We start from the raw sequence: 20,719 nt of genomic DNA, 5'->3' as shown, positions 1-20,719 counted from the left end.
GTGGGTAAGGCTAGGCTGTCTTACCCATTTGCTTTATGTAGGAAACCCATTTTACAACTGATAGAGTCTAATTCAGGCCGGGGTCAATGGTAGATTTGGCCTGCAACTGCTTTCTTCTTTTCTTTACCCCATGAAAGTAAATCAACCGATTCGGCTGACAATGGTTGGTGGAGGAAGCTGGGCAACCGCACTCGTCAAAATCCTCTCCGAAAACAATGTCAGTGTCAAATGGTGGCTTCGTAAAAAATCCGACGCAGACCATATTAAAACCTTCGGACATAACCCAAGCTACCTGAGCGACGTGCAGATCAATACCCGCAAAGTGAAAGTCTGCACAAAAATTAAAGAGTCATTTAAGGATAGTGACTACGTTATCCTGGCCGTTCCGGCCGCCTTCATCAGTGATGCACTGACAGGCTTGAAACCCGCGGATTTTATTGGTAAATCGGTCGTTTCAGCCATTAAAGGCATGATTCCGGGTGCGAATCAGTTAGTGACCGATTGGGTCCGTGAACAATATGGTGTTCCGGTAGAGCGAATGTCAGTTATTGCCGGCCCCTGTCATGCTGAAGAGGTTGCCCTCGAAAAAAAATCTTACCTCACCATTGCTTCTCAAAACCCGGCCTGTGCTGCATCCGTAGCTGACTTCCTCCGGTGTCGCTTTGTACAAACGACACCCGTCGATGATATCTATGGCATCGAATACAGCGCGGTTATGAAAAATATTATTGCCCTGGCTTGTGGTATTACCCGCGGTCTGGGTTATGGCGATAATTTTCAGGCCGTTCTTGTATCGAATGCCATGCAGGAAATCAGGCGGTTTGTGGATGCCGTGTATCCCAAACACCGCGATCTGAGCGGTTCCGCTTATCTGGGTGATTTACTGGTGACGGCTTATTCGCCCTTTAGTCGAAACCGGACATTTGGTACGCTTATTGGCCGGGGCTATACCATACAATCGGCGCAGGCAGAAATGAACATGATTGCTGAAGGCTACTACGCCGTAAAGAGTATTTATGAAATAAACCAGCAATTCGGCGTCAATATGCCGATTACAGATGCTGTTTATGCTATTCTTTATGAACGGGCCGCTCCCACAACTGAAATGAATTTGTTGACAGGTGTGTTAGCCTGATATCCTTAAAAATAAAAAGCCTCCTGACTCGTCAGAAGGCTTTTAACCGTTTATAGCGATGTCGGTAAGATGTACCGGCAGTTGTGCCTTAGCAAAAATTACTTCGCGCTATCAGCAGACATCGTCGAAGCAGAATCCGTAGCCATCGTCGAATCGGTAGCCATCATCGAAGCAGAATCTGCAGTCGTTGTGGTGGTCGTTTCGGTGCTTTCGGTCTTCTTCGAGCTGCAAGACGTAGCCAGGGCGATCATAGCCATGAAAAAGAAGGCGGATTTCGTGATTGCTTTCATATTTTTGGGGATGTTTTTGTTTAGTGATTACTAATTAATGTCAGTGTTAATACCCTATAGGGAGAAAGGTAACCCAACTTTTTTTTAATTTTTTTATGGGTTACGTCTCAATCGTTTCTGTATTAAGTAATGACTCAACTCAATGAAGGAAAGTAGGTCGCCCATATTCACCGATGACGAATTGCTGATGGGGTTGGCCGATGGCTCCGACGACGCCTTGACGCAATTGTACCGACGATATTTTCCGATGGTTCTCCATTTCGTCACCAGCAACAGTGGGAATGAAGATGACGCCAAGGATATTTATCAGGAAGCCTTAATTGTGCTGTATGAAAAAGTGAGGAGTGGTTCGCTGGAATTGCATTGCCAGTTGAAAACATACCTCTACTCGGTTGGCAGGCGCTTGTGGTTGAAACAGTTAGCCCAGCGAAGCCGATATATGGTACGCGATGTGGAAAGGCCCGCTACGGACGAATTTGCGGCCGGACAGATTGACGACGATCTAACCGATCATGAAGAACGGGATCGTCAGTTCGATTTGATGGCAGATTCACTGTCCCGCCTTGGCGAACCATGTCGAACGTTGCTGGATGATTTTTACATTCAGCATATGAGTATGCAGGAGATTACCGAAAAATTTGGCTATACCAATGCCGACAATGCCAAAACGCAGAAATATAAGTGTCTGATGCGGCTGAAGCGGTTGTTCTTTTCGGAATATAAACAGTAACTGTTGTCAGATTAGAGAGGTATAAAGGGTTACCGTAGCTTAACTATATACCTTTTTGTCTGATAACTCGATAACTCTTTTTAGCGATGGACGAAGAAAAAGATATTGAGAATGCACTGCAGATGTATGGCGAACGCGTTCAGTTCAGGCAAAAGCTGAATGCTGTGCAGGCACGTACGGACATGAACGTCATTCGTCAGGATGCCGCCAATTACCGATCTGAACCGGCTGTGCAGATGCGTTCTCTCTGGAATACCTATCGGACCACACTGGCTGTGGCTGCTTCGGCAGCTATCATCACCACGTTCAGCTCTATTTTTCTTTACCGGTCCTATCAGCAGAGCCATAAGCAGGAACAGCAGTATAGCCTGTTGAGCAAGGAAATTCAGGCGGTTAAATCCTCACAACGTAAGTTGTTGAACGATTACAATGGCCGTGGACAACGCCTGAGTACGAACCCGGCGCAAGTAGCAGGGTCAGGATTTTTAATTACGGGTGACGGCTATTTTGTAACCAATAACCACATCGTCCGGGATGCGGACTCGGTTTATGTTCAGAGTACGAAGGGCGAAGTGTATAAAGCGCGCGTCGTATATGCTGATAAAGCCCATGATCTGGCGTTTCTGCAACTTTGTGACGACAGTGCGTTTCGGTCAATGCCGTCCGTTCCGTATAGTTTCGACGCGCGTCCGTCCGACCTTGGTGAGCGGGTGTTCACACTCGGCTACCCGCGTGAAGAAATTGTTTATGGCGAAGGCTACCTCAGTTCGGGCACTGGTTATCGGGGTGATTCCACGGCTTATCAGGTTGCTATTGGTGTGAACCCTGGTAACTCGGGTGGTCCTTTGTTGGACGAAAAAGGGAATGTGATCGGTATCATCAGCGGTAAACAAACGACGTCGGAAGGGGTTAGCTTTGCCGTGAAAACAAATTACATGCTCGAAGCGCTTAACAACATTCCGGCTGACTCACTCAAAGGCCAGCCACTCCGGCTGAATAAAAAGAATGTACTGTCGCACTTGTCCCGTAAACAGCAGATCAAGCGCATGCAGGATTATGTGTACCAGGTTAAAGTATTCAAGCACAAGGACTAACAAATAACCTAGTTTCTGTCTATTCAGGAAACGAGTAAAAAAAGAATCCGGCCTAAACAATTGTTCATTCGTGGAGTTATTTTGAGGACAAATCAACTCAACTTCCATGAAAAAGTTAACAATGCTGGCAGCTGCGCTTTTCTTCTCAGTTGCCCTGGTATCGGCTCAGGATACAAAGCAAAACGCGAAAGAAACGGCGCATCAAGCTAAAGAAACCACGAAGGCTGCCGGTAGAAAGGTAGGTCGTGAGGCTGACAAAGCAGGTGATAAAATATCCGATGCGGCTAAAAATACGAAAGAGGATATTAAAGACGGGACAAACAAAACCCTCAACAAAGCGGATCGTAAGATGAAGAAAGCTGAGCGGAAAATGGACAACTCGAACTAAGTCATCCGGTATCAATAAATGGAACTGTGCCACTACCTTAAAGCAGTGGCACAGTTTTTTGTTGGTATCTGGCGAACTTCAACTAACCTTTGCTGCGTTCTGCTGACAACTTACTGCTTTATCAAACGGCCTTACCCGTACTCATGACCCAATCTGTTTCGGTGCTTTTATTTGGTATCACCCGTGATCTAACCGGCCAGTCGGCGGTTGCTGTACCGCTTAGCGAAGGGGCTAGTGTTGGCGACCTGCTTAGTCAGCTGCACCAGGCTTACCCTGCTTTAGCGGGCATTCGCTCGCTGCTGGTGGCGGTTAACGGCGAATATGCCGAACCTGAACAACTACTCGCTCACCACGACGAAATAGCCCTTATTCCACCCGTCAGCGGAGGCTGATTTCTGCTTTACCTTATTATGATTGCTCTTACTTCTGACCCCATTGATGTTGCCGCTGCCCTAACATACCTTCAGTCGGAGCAGGCAGGGGCCATTGATTTTTTTCTCGGCGTTGTTCGCGATAATACACAGGAACGGCCGGTCGATCGGCTCGAATACGAAGCGTATGACCGTATGGCACTCACTGAAATGCAAAAGATTGCAGATGATGCGCAGCAACAGTGGCCTATCTTGCGGTACACGATTATCCACCGAAAAGGAACCTTACAAATTGGTGAAATTGCGGTACTGATCGGTGTGGCCACTGCCCACCGGGCGGCTGCCTTCGAAGCCTGTCGGTATATCATAGATACCATTAAGCAAACAGTACCCATCTGGAAAAAAGAAGTTTTCACCGATGGCGAATCGTGGGTGAACGCACACCCGTAAATGATATAGGGGATACATCATATATACTACCTCATTTGAGCAGGTAGGTGCCTACGATGGGGTAATGGTCGGAATACTTGATGTAGTTGATGGTTTCAAAATTCAGCAACGTGAATTTCGGATCGTGGAATTGGTGGTCGATACGAATGAAACCCGGTAAATGGTTATACGTAAACCCAAAGCCTCGACCAGCGTCTTCAAAACTGTTCGGTAAGGTTCGGCGTAGTCGCTCATAGACTACACTATAGGGGGTATCGTTATGGTCGCCGGTAACAATAACTGGATAGGGGCTCTCATGAATGTATCGTTCCACTTTGATTACTTCCTCCCGTCGGTCGGTGAAACCGTTGTGCAGCGCGCTCAAGACGCCACGCGTTTCGCGCTGGACGCCCTTTATTTCTTTTTGTTTTAGGACCTTCCCAACCCGAATGCCCATTGAGTGAAGATGAACATTAATGATCCGTATAGTATCATTGCCTAGTTTAATGTTAGCCCACACAATGCCATTTTGCGGTCCAAATGCCTCACGGCCAGAGGCTAGTATGGGGTATTTAGAAAAAATGGCGACCCCAATATCACCATCCTTTGCCTGGGCCGCTTCCGGGAACAGAAACGCTGTGTAGTGATAACCGGCCTCCCCAAATCGTTTGACAAGATTATAGTCGGGTATCGTTGTCGAATTGTAAAACTCCTGGAAGCATTTAATTGGCGCGTCATAACGCAATACATAGTTCATCGTTCGGCGGACCCGTGGCGAACTTTGATAAAGGTCATAGGAGGCAGTCAAGTCAAATGACTGGACATTGTAACTGAATACCGTAAGGGGTTGGCCCTTTCCTGAATAGTCGGTGGGGCTATGCCAGACAAATGTTCGGGAGCCGAATAAAATCAGCCCGACGATTAATGTAACGCCTGAGAGCCAGCTACGCCAGGGTCTGGCCGTTAACCATAAGCAAACGACGATAAAGTTGAGCACCCAGGCCACGGGTAACGTAATCATAATCATGCTGGCCGACCAGTGCTCTGTCTGCAAACTGTACAGCAGCCAATAGGCCAGACACGTATATAGAACCAGTAGTAAATTAATTGACCACAGCAACGACCGAAAAAAATAGGCGATGAACTGTCCAACTCGCATTCTGAGCGTCATATCGTCGTTATTGAGCGAGACTAATACCTTGAGAAAGCCAAAAATAAGGCATAATGCCCGGAATGCCTGCAATTGCTCCAGTAGAAGGGCTTGCGATGCATGTATAAACGTATTACCTTTGTGGCACAAAAACCATACGGCATTGATTAAAAAAGGGAGTCGCACTCCCTTTTTTGTTAGCCTTACCTTATGGACGACAAAGCGAAAATTACCGAATTACTACAACCCTACCTGAACGGCGATGAGTTTTACATCGTTGATATTCAGGTTGCTGGAAGGCAAGGTGGCCGCTTAAAGGTCACTATTTTATTGGATAGCGATGCAGGCATCAAAATTGATGACTGCGCCGATATCAGCCGTAGGCTGGGTGGGCAGATGGATGAAATGAATTTTTTTGGAGATTCGGCATTTACACTCGAAATTTCATCGCCCGGAGTTGATTATCCGCTAACGTTCCCACGGCAGTTTACGCGAAACGTGGGTCGGCAGCTAACGGTCACGCTTACGGATGGGAAAACGAGAAAAGGATGGCTGGATTCTGTCGCCAACGATCATATCGTGCTGGATATAGAGGCTGAAAAAGTATCGAAGAGTAAAAAGAAAAAAGAAGCTGATTTAACTGCTGAAATTCCACCAGTCGGGCTTACACCGATTCCATTCGAGCAGATAAAGAAAGCGCAAGTAGAAGTATCATTTAAATAGAGTAGTAAGGAATAAGTCGATACGTTTTAACCCATTGCTGCCCGCTTTATCGGTGCCGCACGGCTTACTACCCTTGATTTACAGACTTACGACTTACAGACTGTTTACTACCATGACCAGTGGACTATTAATAGAATCGTTTGCTGATTTTGCCCGGTCGAAGAACATTGACCGGCCTACCATGATCGCTATTCTGGAAGATGTCTTCCGGACGATGATTCGTAAAAAATACGGGACAGACGAAAATTTCGACGTTATTATCAACGCCGAGAGTGGAGATCTGGAAATGTGGAGGACGCGCGAAATTGTTGACGATAATTCGGAAGATATTTGGGATTATGATAAAATCCCCCTCGCCGAAGCGCGTAAAATTCAGGATGACTTTGAAGTAGGCGAACAGGTTGCTGAAGAAGTAAAACTGGACGATTTTGGCCGCCGGGTTGTGCAAACAGCTCGTCAGACGCTCATCCAGAAGATAAAGGACATGGAGAAAGAACTCCTTTATCAAAAATATAAAGACCAGGTTGGCGATCTGGTTGGGGCTGAAGTATATCAACTCCTGAAGCACGAAATTATTCTGGTCGATAGCGAAAATAACGAATTGAGTCTGCCCCGTACGGAACAGATTCCTAAAGATCGTTATCGGAAAGGAGAAGCCGTCAAAGCGGTGATCAGCCGGGTCGATATGCTGAACGGGACCCCAAAAATTATCCTGTCACGTACGTCGCCAGTATTTTTGGAGCGTCTTTTTGAGATTGAGGTACCGGAAATTTACGATGGCCTGATTTCGATTCGTAAGATCGTTCGGGAGCCGGGCGAGCGCGCTAAAGTAGCGGTTGAATCCTATGACGACCGCATTGATCCTGTTGGCGCCTGCGTTGGTATGAAAGGTTCGCGCATACATGGTATCGTTCGTGAACTTGGTAATGAGAACATCGACGTAATCAACTACACTGAAAATCTCGAACTGCTTATCAGTCGGGCACTTAGCCCGGCCAAAATAAGCTCGATGCAGATCGACCGGGAAACGAAACGCGTATCCGTTTTTCTAAAACCCGATCAGGTGTCGCTGGCCATTGGTAAAGGTGGTCAGAACATTAAACTGGCCGGCCGGTTGGTTGATATGGAAATCGATGTATTCCGCGACAACGAAGGCCAGGAAGATGATGAAGACGTCGACCTAATGGAATTCTCCGATGAAATCGACGAGTGGATGATTCAGGAACTGCGTAAGGTTGGCCTTGATACGGCCAAAAGTGTGCTGGCACTGAACAAAGAAGAACTCGTTCGGAGAACGGATCTGGAAGAAGACACCGTCGAAGAAATTTTGAATATCCTCAAACAGGAATTTGAATAAATGCAGTGACTGTAGAAAGAGGAATAGGCGTTTGTTAATTTATTCCTCTTTTTACACCCTAAACGCTTCAATATTGAAGAGAAGGGATTTTTATTGTTGGAACTGGTGTTCATACCTTACCAACAACTATTAAATTTGCCGAATATAGACCGAAGTATGGCAGAAGAAAAGTCAATGCGCCTGAGCCAAGTGGCAAAAATTCTCAACAAGGGACTATCCTCTGTTGCGAGTAGTCTGTCTGCCAAAGGGTTTAAGGTTGAAATTAATCCTAACACCAAAATCAACACAGAACAGTTGGAGGTGTTAGCGAAGGAGTATAAATCTACGGAACTCCTGAACGGAACTCGCCGGGCTGAACCGCCGGTTGCAGCCGCCGAGCCACCGCGTCGTCAGGAGGAGGATGTCGTTTTGTACCGTCGTGATGATGCGAGACGTCCAAATGTTGAAAACAAACCAGACTCAGCACCAGCTGATTTACCTAAACCTGCTCCAGAAGAGCAGAAACCAACTCCACAAACCGCTCAGACCGGTTTGCCAGGGTTGAAAGTGTTGGGTAAAATTGATTTGAACGCAAAGCCTGCCTATTCACAACCTGCTCCGCAAGCGAAAGCTCCTGCACCACAGGAGGTGAAACCGGCCGTGGTTACTCCGGCTGTGGCCCCGCCTGCTCCGGCAGTTGCGGTGGAAACGCCAAAGCCTGTGGCTGCTCCAGCACCGCCTGCTCCCGTAGCACCGCCGGTTGCTGTAGAAACGCCAAAGCCCACGCCAACACCACCTGTCGAAGCAAAACCTGTTTCGACACCACCCGTTTCTGCACCAGCTGTAACTGAGCCACAAGCTAGTACTGCTAAAGCAGATACCAAACCTGTGGAGACGCCTAAGCCAGTAGTTGTTGAATCAACACCTGTACCGACTCCGCCGAAAGCAGTTGTCGAACAGCCAGCAACTCCAGCCCCGGTTCGGCAGGAAGAACCGAAACCAGCAGCACAGGAAAAGCCAAGGGAGAATCGACCTGCAAACAACCAGCCGAAACCAGATGCTCAGCCAGCCGCTAAACCGGCCCCCGCTGACGAGCCGGATGCAGCAACGGAAACGATCCGCGCAGCCGGTAGTCACCAGCTAGGTGGTTTGAAAATCCTTGGCAAAATTGAGTTACCCGTTAATAACCCACGTCAGGGTGGTGGCGGCAACAACGTCGATAAGAAAGGAAAACGTAAGCGTATTCGCGGTGGTCGCGAAGGCGGCAGCAACCCCGGTCAGCCAAATCAGGGTGGCGGTCAACCACAAGGACAGGGCGGTAATCGTCCTCCTCGTGAAGGCGATCGTGGCCCGGCAAACCGGACACAGGGCGATCGTCCACAAGGCGACCGCGCTCCGGCAACTGGCCAAGGTGATCGTACCGCTGCACCACGTGATGGTAACCGTCCGCAAGGCCAGGGTGATCGTACCGCTGCACCAGCAAATCGTGCTGGGGGTACTGGAACGGGTCAGGGCGGCAACAATGCCAACCGGGGCGGAACGGGTAACAACGCCAACACTAATAATAATAATCGTTCGGGCGGTGGAACGGGCAACAATGCCAACCGGAGCGGCAACAATGCCAACCGGGGTGGAACGGGCAACAACGCTAACCGGGGAGGAACCGGTCGTCGGGAAGCACCTACACAGGCAGACGTTCAAAAGTCCATTCAACAGACGAACGCCCGGATGCGCGGTAACACGCCGAACCGTGGAGCCGACCGTCGGCGCGATCGCCGTAGCCAACGCGAAGATGATCGTCGTTTGATGAACGAACAGGAGGAACTGGAAGCAAAAACGCTGAAAGTTACTGAGTTCGTATCTGCCAATGACTTAGCCTCGTTAATGGACGTGTCGATCAATGAAGTAATCTCAGTTTGTTTGAACCTGGGTATGTTCGTATCGATCAACCAACGTCTCGACGCGGAGGCCATTACTGTTATTGCCGATGAATTTGGTTATGATGTTCAGTTCATCTCAGCGGAAGACGAAACAGAAGCTAGTATCGATGTTGAAGCCGATGAGCCCGGTGAGTTACAACCACGGGCACCAATCGTAACCATCATGGGTCACGTTGACCACGGTAAAACATCATTGCTTGATTATATCCGTCGGGCGAAAGTTGCCGCCGGGGAAGCCGGTGGTATTACGCAGCACATTGGTGCGTACAGCGTAAAACACAATGGCGATCGGATGATCACCTTCCTCGACACACCAGGTCACGAAGCTTTTACGGCCATGCGTGCACGGGGTGCTAAAGTAACTGACGTCGTTATTATCGTCATTGCGGCTGATGACAGCATCATGCCGCAAACACGCGAAGCCATTAACCACGCTCAGGTAGCTGGTGTTCCGATTGTATTTGCTTTCTCGAAAGTAGACAAACCGGGTGCCGATACTGAAAAAATCCGGACTGAGCTGGCGTCTATGAATATGCTTGTCGAAGAGTGGGGCGGTAAATACCAGGCGCAGGAAATCTCGTCGAAATCCGGTCTTGGTGTTGACGATCTACTTGAAAAAGTATTACTCGAAGCTGAACTGCTTGAACTGAAGGCTAACCCGTCACGTCGGGCATTAGGCACGGTCATTGAAGCGTCGCTCGATAAAGGTCGCGGTTACGTTTCAACCGTTCTGGTTGAGAACGGTACGCTTCACCAAGGCGATATCATGCTGGTTGGCGCTCATTATGGTCGCATCCGGGCTATGACAAACGACCGGGGTGAGCGGATTAAAGAAGCGGGACCATCGCAACCTGTGCAGATTCTTGGTTTGCCGGGTGCTCCGCAGGCGGGTGATAAATTTAACGTGATGGAAACTGATCGTGAAGCCCGTGAGATCGCAAACAAACGGGAACAGCTATTGCGTGAGCAAACATTGCGAACCCGCAAGCACATCACACTGGAAGAAATTGGCCGCCGGAAGGCAATCGGTACCTTCAAAGAGTTGAATGTAATTGTGAAAGGCGACGTGGATGGGTCGGTCGAAGCTCTTTCGGATTCACTCCTGCAACTGTCTACGGAAGAAGTACAGGTGAACATCATCCACAAAGCGGTTGGACAGATCTCCGAGTCGGATGTATTGCTGGCGTCAGCTTCAGATGCGGTCATCGTTGGCTTCCAGGTCCGGCCATCGGCCAGTGCCCGGAAACTATCCGAGCAGGAGCAGATTGAAATACGGCTTTACTCAATTATCTACGATGCGATCAACGAAGTGAAAGACGCTATGGAAGGGCTGTTAGCTCCGACTGTGGAAGAAGTCATTGTTGGTAACATCGAGGTAAGAGATGTCTTTAAGATCAGTAAAATTGGTACTGTAGCAGGTTGTTACGTAACCGAAGGTACGATCAAGCGGAATAACAAAATCCGGATCATTCGGGACTTCATTGTGGTGCATACGGGTGAAATCAGCGCTCTGAAACGCTTCAAGGAAGACGTTAGTGAAGTGAAGTTCGGCTACGAATGTGGTCTGAGCGTACGGAACTTCAACGACATCGAAGTCGGTGACGTGATCGAAAGCTTCGAACTGAAAGAAGTGAAACGGACACTTTAATCTGAACCTGGATTTATGTGGTTTTTCTGATCACTCTGAAAATAGAATCATAGTCTGTCAGAAAAATCACACAAATCCAGATTCAGATATAAGCCCCGGTAGGTTTTCCTGCCGGGGCTTTTTGTATCTTATGGTTCGATTTTAACGGGATGAATATTCTAACCATAAGCGACCTGCACGGGCGAACCGTCTGGAAAGAAGCACACACAGAAGGGTATGACCGAGTTATTTTCCTAGGGGATTATACCGATAGCCATGTTTTCGATGATGGGACGATTTATGCTAATCTGAAAGAGATCATTCGGTGTAAAGGCCGTCAGCCCGATAAGTTTGTGCTGCTCATTGGTAATCATGATGCGCAATACCTGCATTTTCCCTACTATCGCTGTTCGGGATTTCGCGAACGGGCACAGCCCCAATTAAGCGCATTGTTTGCGGAATACAAGAATCTGTTTCAGATTGCTCATCAAGAGGGTAATTTCCTCTTTACGCATGCCGGAGTGACCAATAAGTGGCTGACTCGTTTTCTGCTCCAAACCGGTAATAACGCATCTGAGATCAGTTCGGCAGGTAATCTGGCCGGATTATTGAATGAGACAAATCAGCTATCCGGAAGCGACCGGGACAAGTTATTCGAGGTTGGCCCTGTTCGGGGTGGTTCCGATGCGTTCAGTGGACCCGTATGGGCTGACCGTTCCGAAACAAGAAGGGATTTTTTGGCTGGCTTTCAGCAGGTTGTTGGCCATACGCCCGTAGCCGACTTCACAACAACAGGTAACGAAACGGGTTCTATTACTTATACGGATGTGTTACAAACCAAAACGGCATTTTACGAAGTCATAATACCTGATTAACTTGGGAACTAAAGAAACGAAAGGCTTATAGCCGGTCGTTAGTATAAAAAACCTGTTTGCCGAAAATACCCTGAATGAATTTTCTCTATCCTTCTTTTCTGTTTGGTCTGCTAGCCGTATCGGTTCCGATTGCCATTCACCTGTTTAATTTTCGGCGAACTCGGCGGGTCTTCTTTACAAATGTCGCCCTGCTGCGGACAGTGCAAACCGAAACGAAATCATTTCGTCGGCTGAAACATTGGCTCATTCTGGCCTGTCGTTGTTTGTTCCTGGCGTTTCTGGTATTGGCCTTCGCTCAACCCTTTATTCCCAGCAAGAATAAGCTCGGTTTATCCCGGCAAGGTGTAACGAGTCTGTATGTCGATAACTCGTTCAGCATGCAGAATGAACGGAACACGAAACGATACCTCGATATTGCCATCAGCAGACTGGACGAGCTACTCTCACTATTTCGTAACGCGACCTCGCTTCAGTTATTAACCAACGATTTTTCGGCCGCCGAGCAGCAGGCCGGAACCGCCGAATCGGTTCGGGATCGTGTATCCTCCATCCGGTTTGCCCATACCCCCCGCACGCTAGAAACAGTTTATCGTCGGCAACGGAATTTGTTGAGTTCGTTGAATCCAGGTGGTCGTAATCAGCTTTTCTGGTTTTCTGATTTTCAGAAGAGCACCGCAGGCGATTTATCCAGACTTAGGATTGATACAACGGATCGGCTGTTTATTGTACCGCTGGATGCACAAGCAACGAAAAACGTCTACGTTGATTCGGTGTGGCTTTCTACACCCTTCATTCGTGAGATGCAGAACAACAGCCTGAACGTAAAATTGAATAATGCGGGCCGGGAGAATGTGAAAAACCTGGCCATACGGTTGTATCTGGACGATACGCAAACATCAACGGCTTCAGCCACGATAGCTCCCGATGGTACGGCCACGGTTTCGCTTAATTTCAACGTAACGTCAAAAGGCTACCACCGGGGCCGCATTGTGTTTGAAGATTACCCCATTACGTTCGATAACCAGTATTTCTTCGTCATTGAAGCCTCTCCGGCGGTTCGGGTGCTGCATTTATACGAGCAAAAGTCAGGTCCGTCAGATCGTTCAGCCGATTATGTCGATGCGGTTTATTCCAATGATAGCCTGTTTGTCCGGCGGAGTTTCAATGTGCAAAACTTTGATGTGGGCCAGCTTAAAGAAACGGATCTGGTGATTATGGAAGGCGTTACCGATGTGACAGGTACACTTCGTACGGAGTTGGAACGGTTTGTCCGGCAGGGCGGTAGTTTAACAATTATCCCACCCACAAGCCCGAATGTTAACTCGTATGGCCCTTTCTTGCAAGCCCTGGGTGTAGGCGGTGTGCAGTCGACGGCAACAGCGGGGGATGCCCCCACCACGTTACCCGTGGCTGACCCCGACCGGAGAAATCCGTTTTTCCGGGATGTTTTTCAACAAAGTTATCAATCGGAGCCGTTGAATATGCCAACGGCCGCTCCCGTTTGGCGTTGGCGTGCTGGTGAGCGCATATTGAGCCTGCGTGACGGAAATCCTTTATTAACGCAGTCGAAAGTGATTGGCGGTACGGCCCAAGGAAGCGTCTACCTATTGGCTAGTCCGCTTGCATCGGCATACGGTAATCTGGCTGAACATGCGTTGTTTGTACCGATTATGTATAAAATGGCTGCGCTCAGTGTTCGGGCGCAACGCACGGCTTATTCGTTCGATGACAACCTGATCACGATTCCAGTCAGCAACCCATCGGAGCGGGCGGTTTATAAGCTCAAGCATGACAAGTTAGAAATTATACCTATTCAGCGCATTGTTGGCAACCAACTCCAGCTTGAAATGCCTAAAAGTAACGAACTGGCTGCCGGTCAGGAAGTGGAAGCCGGCTATTATGAGCTACGGCTAACCCGTAATGACGGATCAGACAAAACCGAGCGATTGTTGGCTTTCAACCACGGCAATCAGGAGTCGGCAATGAACTTTTATTCAGCGGACGAATTACGCAAAGTCTTCGCTAATCAACCGAATGTCGAAGTGTTTGACAGCATTCAGGATGGCGATTTCGTGCAGGTGTTGGAGCAGCAGAATCTGGGTAAAAGCCTGTGGAAGTACTTTCTGTTAGCTGCTCTGGCGTTTATGCTGCTCGAAGTAGGGCTCGTGCGTTTCATGAAGGGCTAATCTATACAATCATGGCGTAATCTGCCACATTGGTAGGTATACGGTTATAAATGAAGTCGTCAACAACCTATCTTGTCTTTGGCGTTAACGTCACGGGGCCAAGCAAGCCTGAGGGTAGAGCATCCCATGTTGTGGCATCAAATGGTTTATAGCGAATGTCGACAATGTTGATATCGTAGAACTTTTTCCAGCCGGGGTTTTGCCGGTCGTAGAGTCGTATGTAATTGGCTGACAGATTGGTGACCGCAATGTCCAGCGTATTTCCGCTTGCTTTCAATCGATTAGCTGGAATGGACAGTTGAAAAGGAATGCACCAGGCCGTCCCCAGCGGTTGGCCGTTTAGCTGTACCTCGGCTACTTCGCGCACATCGCCTAGCGTAAGCACATACGTTGACGCGGTTGCACCCTTGGGCAAATCGAAGGTGGTCGTGTAGTGGGCCGTACCCGAAAAATAACCTGCTGAATCGGAAAGCGTAGTCCAGGAAACCAAGTTCGGCATACTGGCAGGCGTGCTTAATACCGGGCGCCCCTGAGCCGGATACCCCTTCCCGAATTGCACTTGCCAGGGGTTTTGTAATGGAATGGCTGGTGTTGTCGACTCCGAAGTGAGTCGTTGTTGTCCGGCCGCATCGATATAAGCGGGTGTGCCTGAACAGACATTGATGAAGCAGGACTCTCCCGGCTCAAGGTGTAAAAAAACGTTATTCCGCCCGTTCTTGCCTTTTCGGATGGAGAGAAATTCCTGCTGATTCGTCAGTGGGTTATAGCGAACGGCCTGACCCGTCGCCGAAAGTGTAAGCCAGTCTTGATGAAAGCGATTTCCCAGATTCGTGATAAAGTACTGAATGGTATCTGCCGAATTACTGGTTTTCTGTCGTTTACGAATGAACGATAAACCCTGAGCTGCCCAGCTTTCTACTCGGATACCCAGGTGTTCCATCGTTTGGAAAACATCGGTACTAACCACGACCGACGGAAGCTTTCGAAGCATTTTACCCAGTTGCTGCACGGCTGCCGATCGGGCCTGATGCTTATAAAAACCGGCTGCCTGCTGGGGCAACTGCCCCTCGAAAACAATTCGTACGCCTTGTTGAGCCAGTTTTGCTAGTTGCTTCAGTGAAGTTTCGGGAATATAGGTAGTCCGGGGCACCAGAATAACCGGATACATGGCGCCACTGGGGCTACGAACACCCTGCCTGCTGGCCGTCAGGCTGTTCAGTAATGCGTCGGAGACATAATCAAAGGTGTAGCCCTTCTCAGTCAATTGCTCGCATAACCGACCAAACGGCTGAGGTAATAACCAGTTCTCTACATGGTGAACTTCCAGTTGGTGGATGCCGCCTGCCGATTTGGCGGGTGTGGTCCATACATCGTGGATAGGGAAGTAAACGAGTATGTCGTTGTCGGGTTTGCTCGTTTGCAAGCGTGTCTGGCAGCGTTCGATGTACTGATTCAGCAGGGGCAGATGTGGCCAGAAATGCGACGTGGGTCCGTAATTGGTCGATGCGTAAAATAACCAGCCGGGCCAGGTCTCGGCTGGTGGCGAATAGGGTATGCCGTGATAAAAAACGTGGTTGATACCCGCCGTAAACAGCTCGTCTACCTGTGGCTTTATCTGCGACAGCGAGACTTGAAAATGGTTGGCCAGCCAGGTGCCGGTTTCTGAACTGACCAGCGGTTTTCCCAGCAGGTGAGCCGCCGACGAAGCAAATTTCATGGCCAGCGGATTCGGCGTACCAAACCGGTCGACTTCGTAGTTGGCATCCACGCGCAGTCCAGGAATTGGAAATCGGCTGGAGCCAAACGATTCGGTTTCGGGAATATCGGCGGCTGCATAGAGGTCGATCAGGTTACCGGGCGAGCCATGTGCCTGGTTGCGGGTTTTATAACCCATTTTGTGCGCCCAGTTGGCCCAGGGTTTGGCAAAGCCATCGAGTAATAATTCGGCCAGTGTCTGATGATAGTCCTGATGAACGAGCTGGCTGGTTTCGGTTTGCGTGGTATCCAAAAAAGCAGCCAGCTGGCTGTTGAGATCGTAGCCGCGCCGGTTCCTGAATTCGATCAGGAAATTGGCCGTCCAGTTGGCACCGTATACTTCGTAGGAGTCATTATAAACGGAACGGGGTTTTTCGGGCAAATGAGCCAGGGTGGAGTCGAACCGGCGAAGGTACTGCTCTACGGCCTGTTTGCTAAAGTAGTCAATGACCAGCCCCTGTCCGCCCGGTGCTGGTCGCTTTACCTGCTGATTGGTCAGTGTAGCCGTCAGTTTGCCATTTTCCAGCGCCCACTTTTTAGCCGCCATATGGGGCGAGACACCGGGTCCACCAAAAGGCCAGCCAGTTCCGGTCGTCAGGTCAACGCCCATGCCCAGCCGGTTTCCTTCACGAACCGTATGCGCAAACACCGTCAGCCAGCGATTCGTCAGAAAGGTAATAAACTTTTTCTCGTAGCCTTTTACCCCATAAATCGGGATGATGTGAACGCCCCCGATGCCGGCCTGCGCAAACTGTTCGAGCTGGTTCGTAATATCGGCTTCGGTCACGGCATTTCCCATCCACCACCAATAGGTCCAGGGCCGAGCGGTGCTGGGTGCAGGTTGTTGATTAACCGACGTTACGCGAGCCTGGGCAAAGGAAACCCGCGATGTGTTCAGTCCTAAAACCAGTGCCAGACCAGCGAGGAAAATGGATCTCATGGAAATTGCAGGAGAACAAATGAACGAGCGACGTACGGACGGCCCGTACTCACTTACTTCGGGTTGTTTTTTACCTCAAACAGCACACGCTGGCTACCGGCCTGGCCATCGGTCGTCAAACCATTGACGTCCACAACATAGGTCCCCGTCTGATCGGAGGTATAAAACTGAACCCGACCTTTGCCCTGGGCGTCGGTCTTAAGGTCAGGATTCCAGTACAACAACGTTCGGGCGTCGGGAAGGCGACTGCTGAGTTGTTTTTCCGTCTCGTAACGGGGTGAATAGAATTCCCGCTGTAGCTGCAATCCGTCATAGTCCAGCCTGAGCACACTGGGGCTTATCGGGAACCCTGCCAGATCACCTTTGTAGGACATGAAACTGATAATGCCCGGAAATAAAGCCGGACCAATGAAATAATGATTCGTGATGACATCGATCTGCTTGATTTTTAAGGGGCTAAAATCAATAATTTTATCCATGTCAAATTGAGGAACACCATCCAGCAGCACCAGTGATGGGTCTTCGAAAAAAGTCCGATACGGTTCATTGGGAACATAGAGCCGGAAATGGCCCTGTTTTTTTCGGGGCATTACGCCCAGCACATACTCCCGCAAGACCTCTTCCATTCTGGGAAAACGCGTATACGCATCCAGGGCATAGGATTCTACGGGTTTTCCATAAAACGCGGAGCTGTCTACTAGCGGGTATCGGTATCGGATGGCCTGGTCGCCCCCGTACGTAGCCTGTACCTGCATGGCCACACTGCGGTTAAGGAGCTGATCGGCTTGCGACTCCATGACGGACAGTTCCGGCAAATGCGTGGTCGATACGGAGGCCGAGAACGGATTCGCTATCGTCAGTTTCAGAAGGCTATCCTTTGGATTAGTTTGTACCAGAACGTTTTTTGGTCCGTAGAAATCCTGCATCTCAAAACGGATTTGCCCGTCGGCATTACTTCTGGATACATACAGCCGAAGTGGTTTACCGGGCGATGACAGATAGGTTATCACGTTTGGCATGGGCCTGCCCGATGCGGGGTCCGTTACGGTTCCCTGAATGAGTAATCCGTTATGTTCGGGAATAAATGATCGTTTGGATGCCGTTGTGGTTTGGCTGCCGAGAATGTCGTTCCACCGGAACCGGCGCCACCCGTGGGTGAGCATCAGATTATCGGTTGCCTGGGCAACCTCGGCCGTTTCGGATTGTAAATAATAGTCGGCCGATTCAATTTGTCCCTGCAAATCAGAGGTCATCCATAAATAACTTAGGATATTGCCCGAATCCATACCCGCCAGGGAGTCGAGCCGATAAACGGATACCGACAACGCAGCCTGTTTTGGCTGTGCCGCAGACGCTTCGACAAGCGCATCAAGCGTGACCTGGGTGCGGGAGGCATACTGTTTATGATCAGGTTTGAGGCCAATCGTCAGGGGTGTTGTGGGGCGTTTGAAATAGAGCCGTTCACAAACGGGCTTGCGATCGGCGTCGAAAATAGTCAGGTGAGTGATGCCTTCACCCAACGCTTTTTTATCCACTATAAAGGTGGTTTCGCGTTGGATAGACCGCTGTTCAGCGGCTTTAACTTCATTTCGGGTATGGGCAAACAAATAGACTGTCGAGGCCCTATCCAGGGTGGTATTAACCGTTATTTTAAGCTGGTCGTTCGTCGCTTCGTCGAGCCGCATGGTATAGCCCTGAGAGTCCACTGGTGGGAGTGGCCGGGTGACTAGCCGCCCTTTTTCGTCGGTCATCAGGACCCGATAACGGGTGTTGGCCAGTGGCGTAAAGGCAAATTTTCCGATACCAAACTTGTGAGGTGAGAATTTTGCCAGCGTATCATTTCGCTCGTTCAGCAGCCATCCCCGAACGGCCACACCATGACCCGATGCATCGACAACCTTAAACGCCACATTACCGGGAAGATCCTGTACCAGATGACCACCTTCGGGGAAAAACTGAATCTCATAGTTGGGTGTTTCCTGCAGCAAAGGCAGTCCCAGTGGCTTAAATGGATTGACGAGCGTAAGGGTCTTTTCGAAGAAAAAGCCGGGGCTAAAATTTTTCATCCAACTGGTGTAGGCCCGCAGGAGATACGTTCCTGAATTGAGCGAGGACGGCAGAAACAGCGTGCCATTACCGCCACCCGTGCCGAGGGTCACTTTCGTTTGGAGAACGGACTGGTGTTCCTTATCGAGTAATTCGACATACGTTACCTTGCTGACATCAAGGGGCTGATGGCGCGTTCCATCGACATAATACACCTTAAACCACATCGTCTCGCCGGTGAGGTAAAAGGCCTGGTCGGTATGCACAAACAGCTTTTCCTGAAGCGCTTGACGTCGGTATGTATCAAATGACTGCACAAGTGTATTGGCCGATGGAGCCTGACCAAAGGACCAAAGACTGCTGGCAAGGAGCAGGCCAAAGAATACGCGTTGTAGAGAAATCGGCATAAGAAAGCTTGTTCGGCAGAGAGTAATTACTTCCAGAAACTGGGCCTCGTCAGTACACCGCCCAGTAAGCGGCAATCCACGCAAAACTCAGAGGAGACCAGGTACCTACTAGTCTCACCATATTTTTTGATTGGAGCAGACTGAAATTTTATGATATCAGCCTGCGTAAAGGTATCGATCACACAGCCGTCGTAGCCCGTGACCGTACGGAATGGCACGTCAGTATAAGTAATAAAGATTCGTTTGGTTTCCACCGTTCCTACCCGGAAGAAGCCCAGCGCCAGTTCGTTCGGGTTGGTGGTGCAGTGTAGGTTTCCCGTAATCTGCGAGGGCTGAGGGTCGAAAATAGAGCCGATGTTCTGCGTTATCTTAGCCAGTTGATCATAATAGTCGAATCCCGGCTGGCTCAGGGCAAACTGCCTGACAAGAATGCTGTATTTGACGCTCAGCTTGTTCGAATTAGCCAAGACAAAGACCAACGGGAACTGGCTCACAACATCCTGGCTAAGCCGCGTTGTGGAGGTGGTCATGATGTTGGTGGAACTGCCGCTGCGCCAGCATTGATTGACGCTGAACTGGCGGTCAACAATTTGGTTATTCTTCAACTCCAGCGTTGAATAGTAAGGCGTAAAGTACTCCCAGGTTTCGTCGTACTCCCAGCGGTAATAACGTGTATTGTTGGTTGGATCATGGGTATTCACATTGATCTGGACGCCGTCGTTTTCTATCCGCCAGCTAACGCTATCAATGGGGGGCGTCTTAATCAGCGGAACATAGTCCGAGTAGTACTCCACTCCTTTGGCCGTTCGCACGTGCAGGCGGTACGTCTCCCCCGCTTGGGGCGTTACACCCGACAGCGTATACGTGCCAGCGTTGCCTTCTACCAGGGGAAAGGTGGCTTTACTCTGGCTTTCGATTGTCACGATGGCCTTCGTTTCCACGGTCGGGGTTTTGGTATCCGTCAGGTTCTGGGAGCGGGATAACTGAATCGTCGATGTGGCGCCCGCTGCACTGTTGAAGAATCCGTTCATCACCAGATAACTACCCGGCGATGTAATTTCGGGTGGACGGTAGGGATCTACGCACCCGCCAACGAGCAGGATGAGCCACCAGGTGAAGATTTTTATAGCTGCGTTTTTCATACGTGTAAAGCGTTAATCATTGTGTCATTCTTTTTCGGTGTGGTCAGGTTCTTAAACCTGACCCCGTTAGGTTCCTCAAAACCTATTGATAGGGAATAAACGAGGTTTTAAGAAACCTCGTTGAGTCGTGTTTAAGAACCCAACCCTACTAAAAA

General features: G+C 49.5%; 16 protein-coding genes. 11 read left to right on the top strand and 5 right to left on the bottom strand.

The genetic code is table 11. The annotated features are described in order from the left end of the window. Nucleotides 1-130 precede the first annotated feature (130 nt). Nucleotides 131-1,135 (top strand): NAD(P)H-dependent glycerol-3-phosphate dehydrogenase, encoded by a 1,005-nt coding sequence (locus ACYVAM_RS03975; protein ID WP_461064129.1) that lies wholly within the window; start codon nt 131-133, stop codon nt 1,133-1,135. A 98-nt stretch (nt 1,136-1,233) separates the two neighbouring features. On the opposite strand, the gene ACYVAM_RS03970 is transcribed toward ACYVAM_RS03975, so the two are convergent. Then, nucleotides 1,234-1,425, bottom strand: a complete 192-nt coding sequence (locus ACYVAM_RS03970) for a hypothetical protein (protein WP_461064127.1) — start codon at nt 1,423-1,425, stop codon at nt 1,234-1,236. 142 nt (nt 1,426-1,567) lie between these two features. On the opposite strand from ACYVAM_RS03970, the gene ACYVAM_RS03965 reads away from it, so the two are divergent. The 5 genes from ACYVAM_RS03965 to ACYVAM_RS03945 all read left to right on the top strand — a co-directional run bounded on the left by ACYVAM_RS03965 (nt 1,568) and on the right by ACYVAM_RS03945 (nt 4,458). After that, nucleotides 1,568-2,155, top strand: a complete 588-nt coding sequence (locus ACYVAM_RS03965; protein WP_461064125.1) for an RNA polymerase sigma factor — start codon at nt 1,568-1,570, stop codon at nt 2,153-2,155. Between the two features lie 86 nt (nt 2,156-2,241). Continuing rightward, on the top strand, nt 2,242-3,249 hold the full coding sequence (locus ACYVAM_RS03960; protein WP_461064123.1) for a S1C family serine protease: 1,008 nt from the start codon (nt 2,242-2,244) through the stop codon (nt 3,247-3,249). Nucleotides 3,250-3,355: 106 nt separating this feature from the next. Beyond that, complete coding sequence (locus ACYVAM_RS03955; protein WP_461064121.1) at nt 3,356-3,637, top strand: hypothetical protein; 282 nt, start codon at nt 3,356-3,358, stop codon at nt 3,635-3,637. 143 nt (nt 3,638-3,780) lie between these two features. After that, nucleotides 3,781-4,029, top strand: coding sequence for a MoaD/ThiS family protein (locus tag ACYVAM_RS03950; protein WP_461064225.1), 249 nt, complete (start codon nt 3,781-3,783; stop codon nt 4,027-4,029). Nucleotides 4,030-4,047: 18 nt separating this feature from the next. Next, nucleotides 4,048-4,458 (top strand): molybdenum cofactor biosynthesis protein MoaE, encoded by a 411-nt coding sequence (locus tag ACYVAM_RS03945; protein WP_461064119.1) that lies wholly within the window; start codon nt 4,048-4,050, stop codon nt 4,456-4,458. Between the two features lie 31 nt (nt 4,459-4,489). Here the strand turns inward: ACYVAM_RS03945 and ACYVAM_RS03940 are convergent, their stop codons facing one another. After that, nucleotides 4,490-5,773, bottom strand: a complete 1,284-nt coding sequence (locus ACYVAM_RS03940; RefSeq protein WP_461064117.1) for an endonuclease/exonuclease/phosphatase family protein — start codon at nt 5,771-5,773, stop codon at nt 4,490-4,492. 24 nt (nt 5,774-5,797) lie between these two features. Between ACYVAM_RS03940 and ACYVAM_RS03935 the strand changes: the two genes are divergently transcribed. The 5 genes from ACYVAM_RS03935 to ACYVAM_RS03915 all read left to right on the top strand — a co-directional run bounded on the left by ACYVAM_RS03935 (nt 5,798) and on the right by ACYVAM_RS03915 (nt 14,274). After that, nucleotides 5,798-6,310 (top strand): ribosome maturation factor RimP, encoded by a 513-nt coding sequence (locus ACYVAM_RS03935; protein ID WP_461064115.1) that lies wholly within the window; start codon nt 5,798-5,800, stop codon nt 6,308-6,310. Nucleotides 6,311-6,422: 112 nt separating this feature from the next. Beyond that, nucleotides 6,423-7,667, top strand: a complete 1,245-nt coding sequence (gene nusA / locus ACYVAM_RS03930) for a transcription termination factor NusA (RefSeq protein WP_461064113.1) — start codon at nt 6,423-6,425, stop codon at nt 7,665-7,667. 156 nt (nt 7,668-7,823) lie between these two features. After that, nucleotides 7,824-11,234 (top strand): translation initiation factor IF-2, encoded by a 3,411-nt coding sequence (gene infB / locus ACYVAM_RS03925; RefSeq protein ID WP_461064111.1) that lies wholly within the window; start codon nt 7,824-7,826, stop codon nt 11,232-11,234. 149 nt (nt 11,235-11,383) lie between these two features. Then, the gene (locus tag ACYVAM_RS03920) at nt 11,384-12,088 is read left to right on the top strand and encodes a metallophosphoesterase (RefSeq protein ID WP_461064109.1); all 705 of its coding nucleotides are present in this window, start codon (nt 11,384-11,386) and stop codon (nt 12,086-12,088) included. 74 nt (nt 12,089-12,162) lie between these two features. Next, nucleotides 12,163-14,274: a BatA domain-containing protein gene (locus tag ACYVAM_RS03915; protein WP_461064107.1), complete on the top strand. Its 2,112-nt coding sequence runs from the start codon at nt 12,163-12,165 to the stop codon at nt 14,272-14,274. 67 nt (nt 14,275-14,341) lie between these two features. On the opposite strand, the gene ACYVAM_RS03910 is transcribed toward ACYVAM_RS03915, so the two are convergent. The 3 genes from ACYVAM_RS03910 to ACYVAM_RS03900 are packed head-to-tail and all read right to left on the bottom strand — an operon-like array spanning nt 14,342 to nt 20,564. After that, on the bottom strand, nt 14,342-16,969 hold the full coding sequence (locus ACYVAM_RS03910) for a glycosyl hydrolase (RefSeq protein WP_461064105.1): 2,628 nt from the start codon (nt 16,967-16,969) through the stop codon (nt 14,342-14,344). 53 nt (nt 16,970-17,022) lie between these two features. Then, nucleotides 17,023-19,422 (bottom strand): hypothetical protein, encoded by a 2,400-nt coding sequence (locus ACYVAM_RS03905; RefSeq protein WP_461064103.1) that lies wholly within the window; start codon nt 19,420-19,422, stop codon nt 17,023-17,025. Between the two features lie 26 nt (nt 19,423-19,448). Next, nucleotides 19,449-20,564, bottom strand: coding sequence for a DUF4249 domain-containing protein (locus ACYVAM_RS03900; RefSeq protein ID WP_461064101.1), 1,116 nt, complete (start codon nt 20,562-20,564; stop codon nt 19,449-19,451). Nucleotides 20,565-20,719 lie beyond the last annotated feature (155 nt).

The organism is Spirosoma horti (assembly GCF_054776595.1).
The sequence above is the reverse complement of the archived record's forward strand: the minus strand, read 5'-3'. Positions and strand labels throughout refer to the sequence as shown.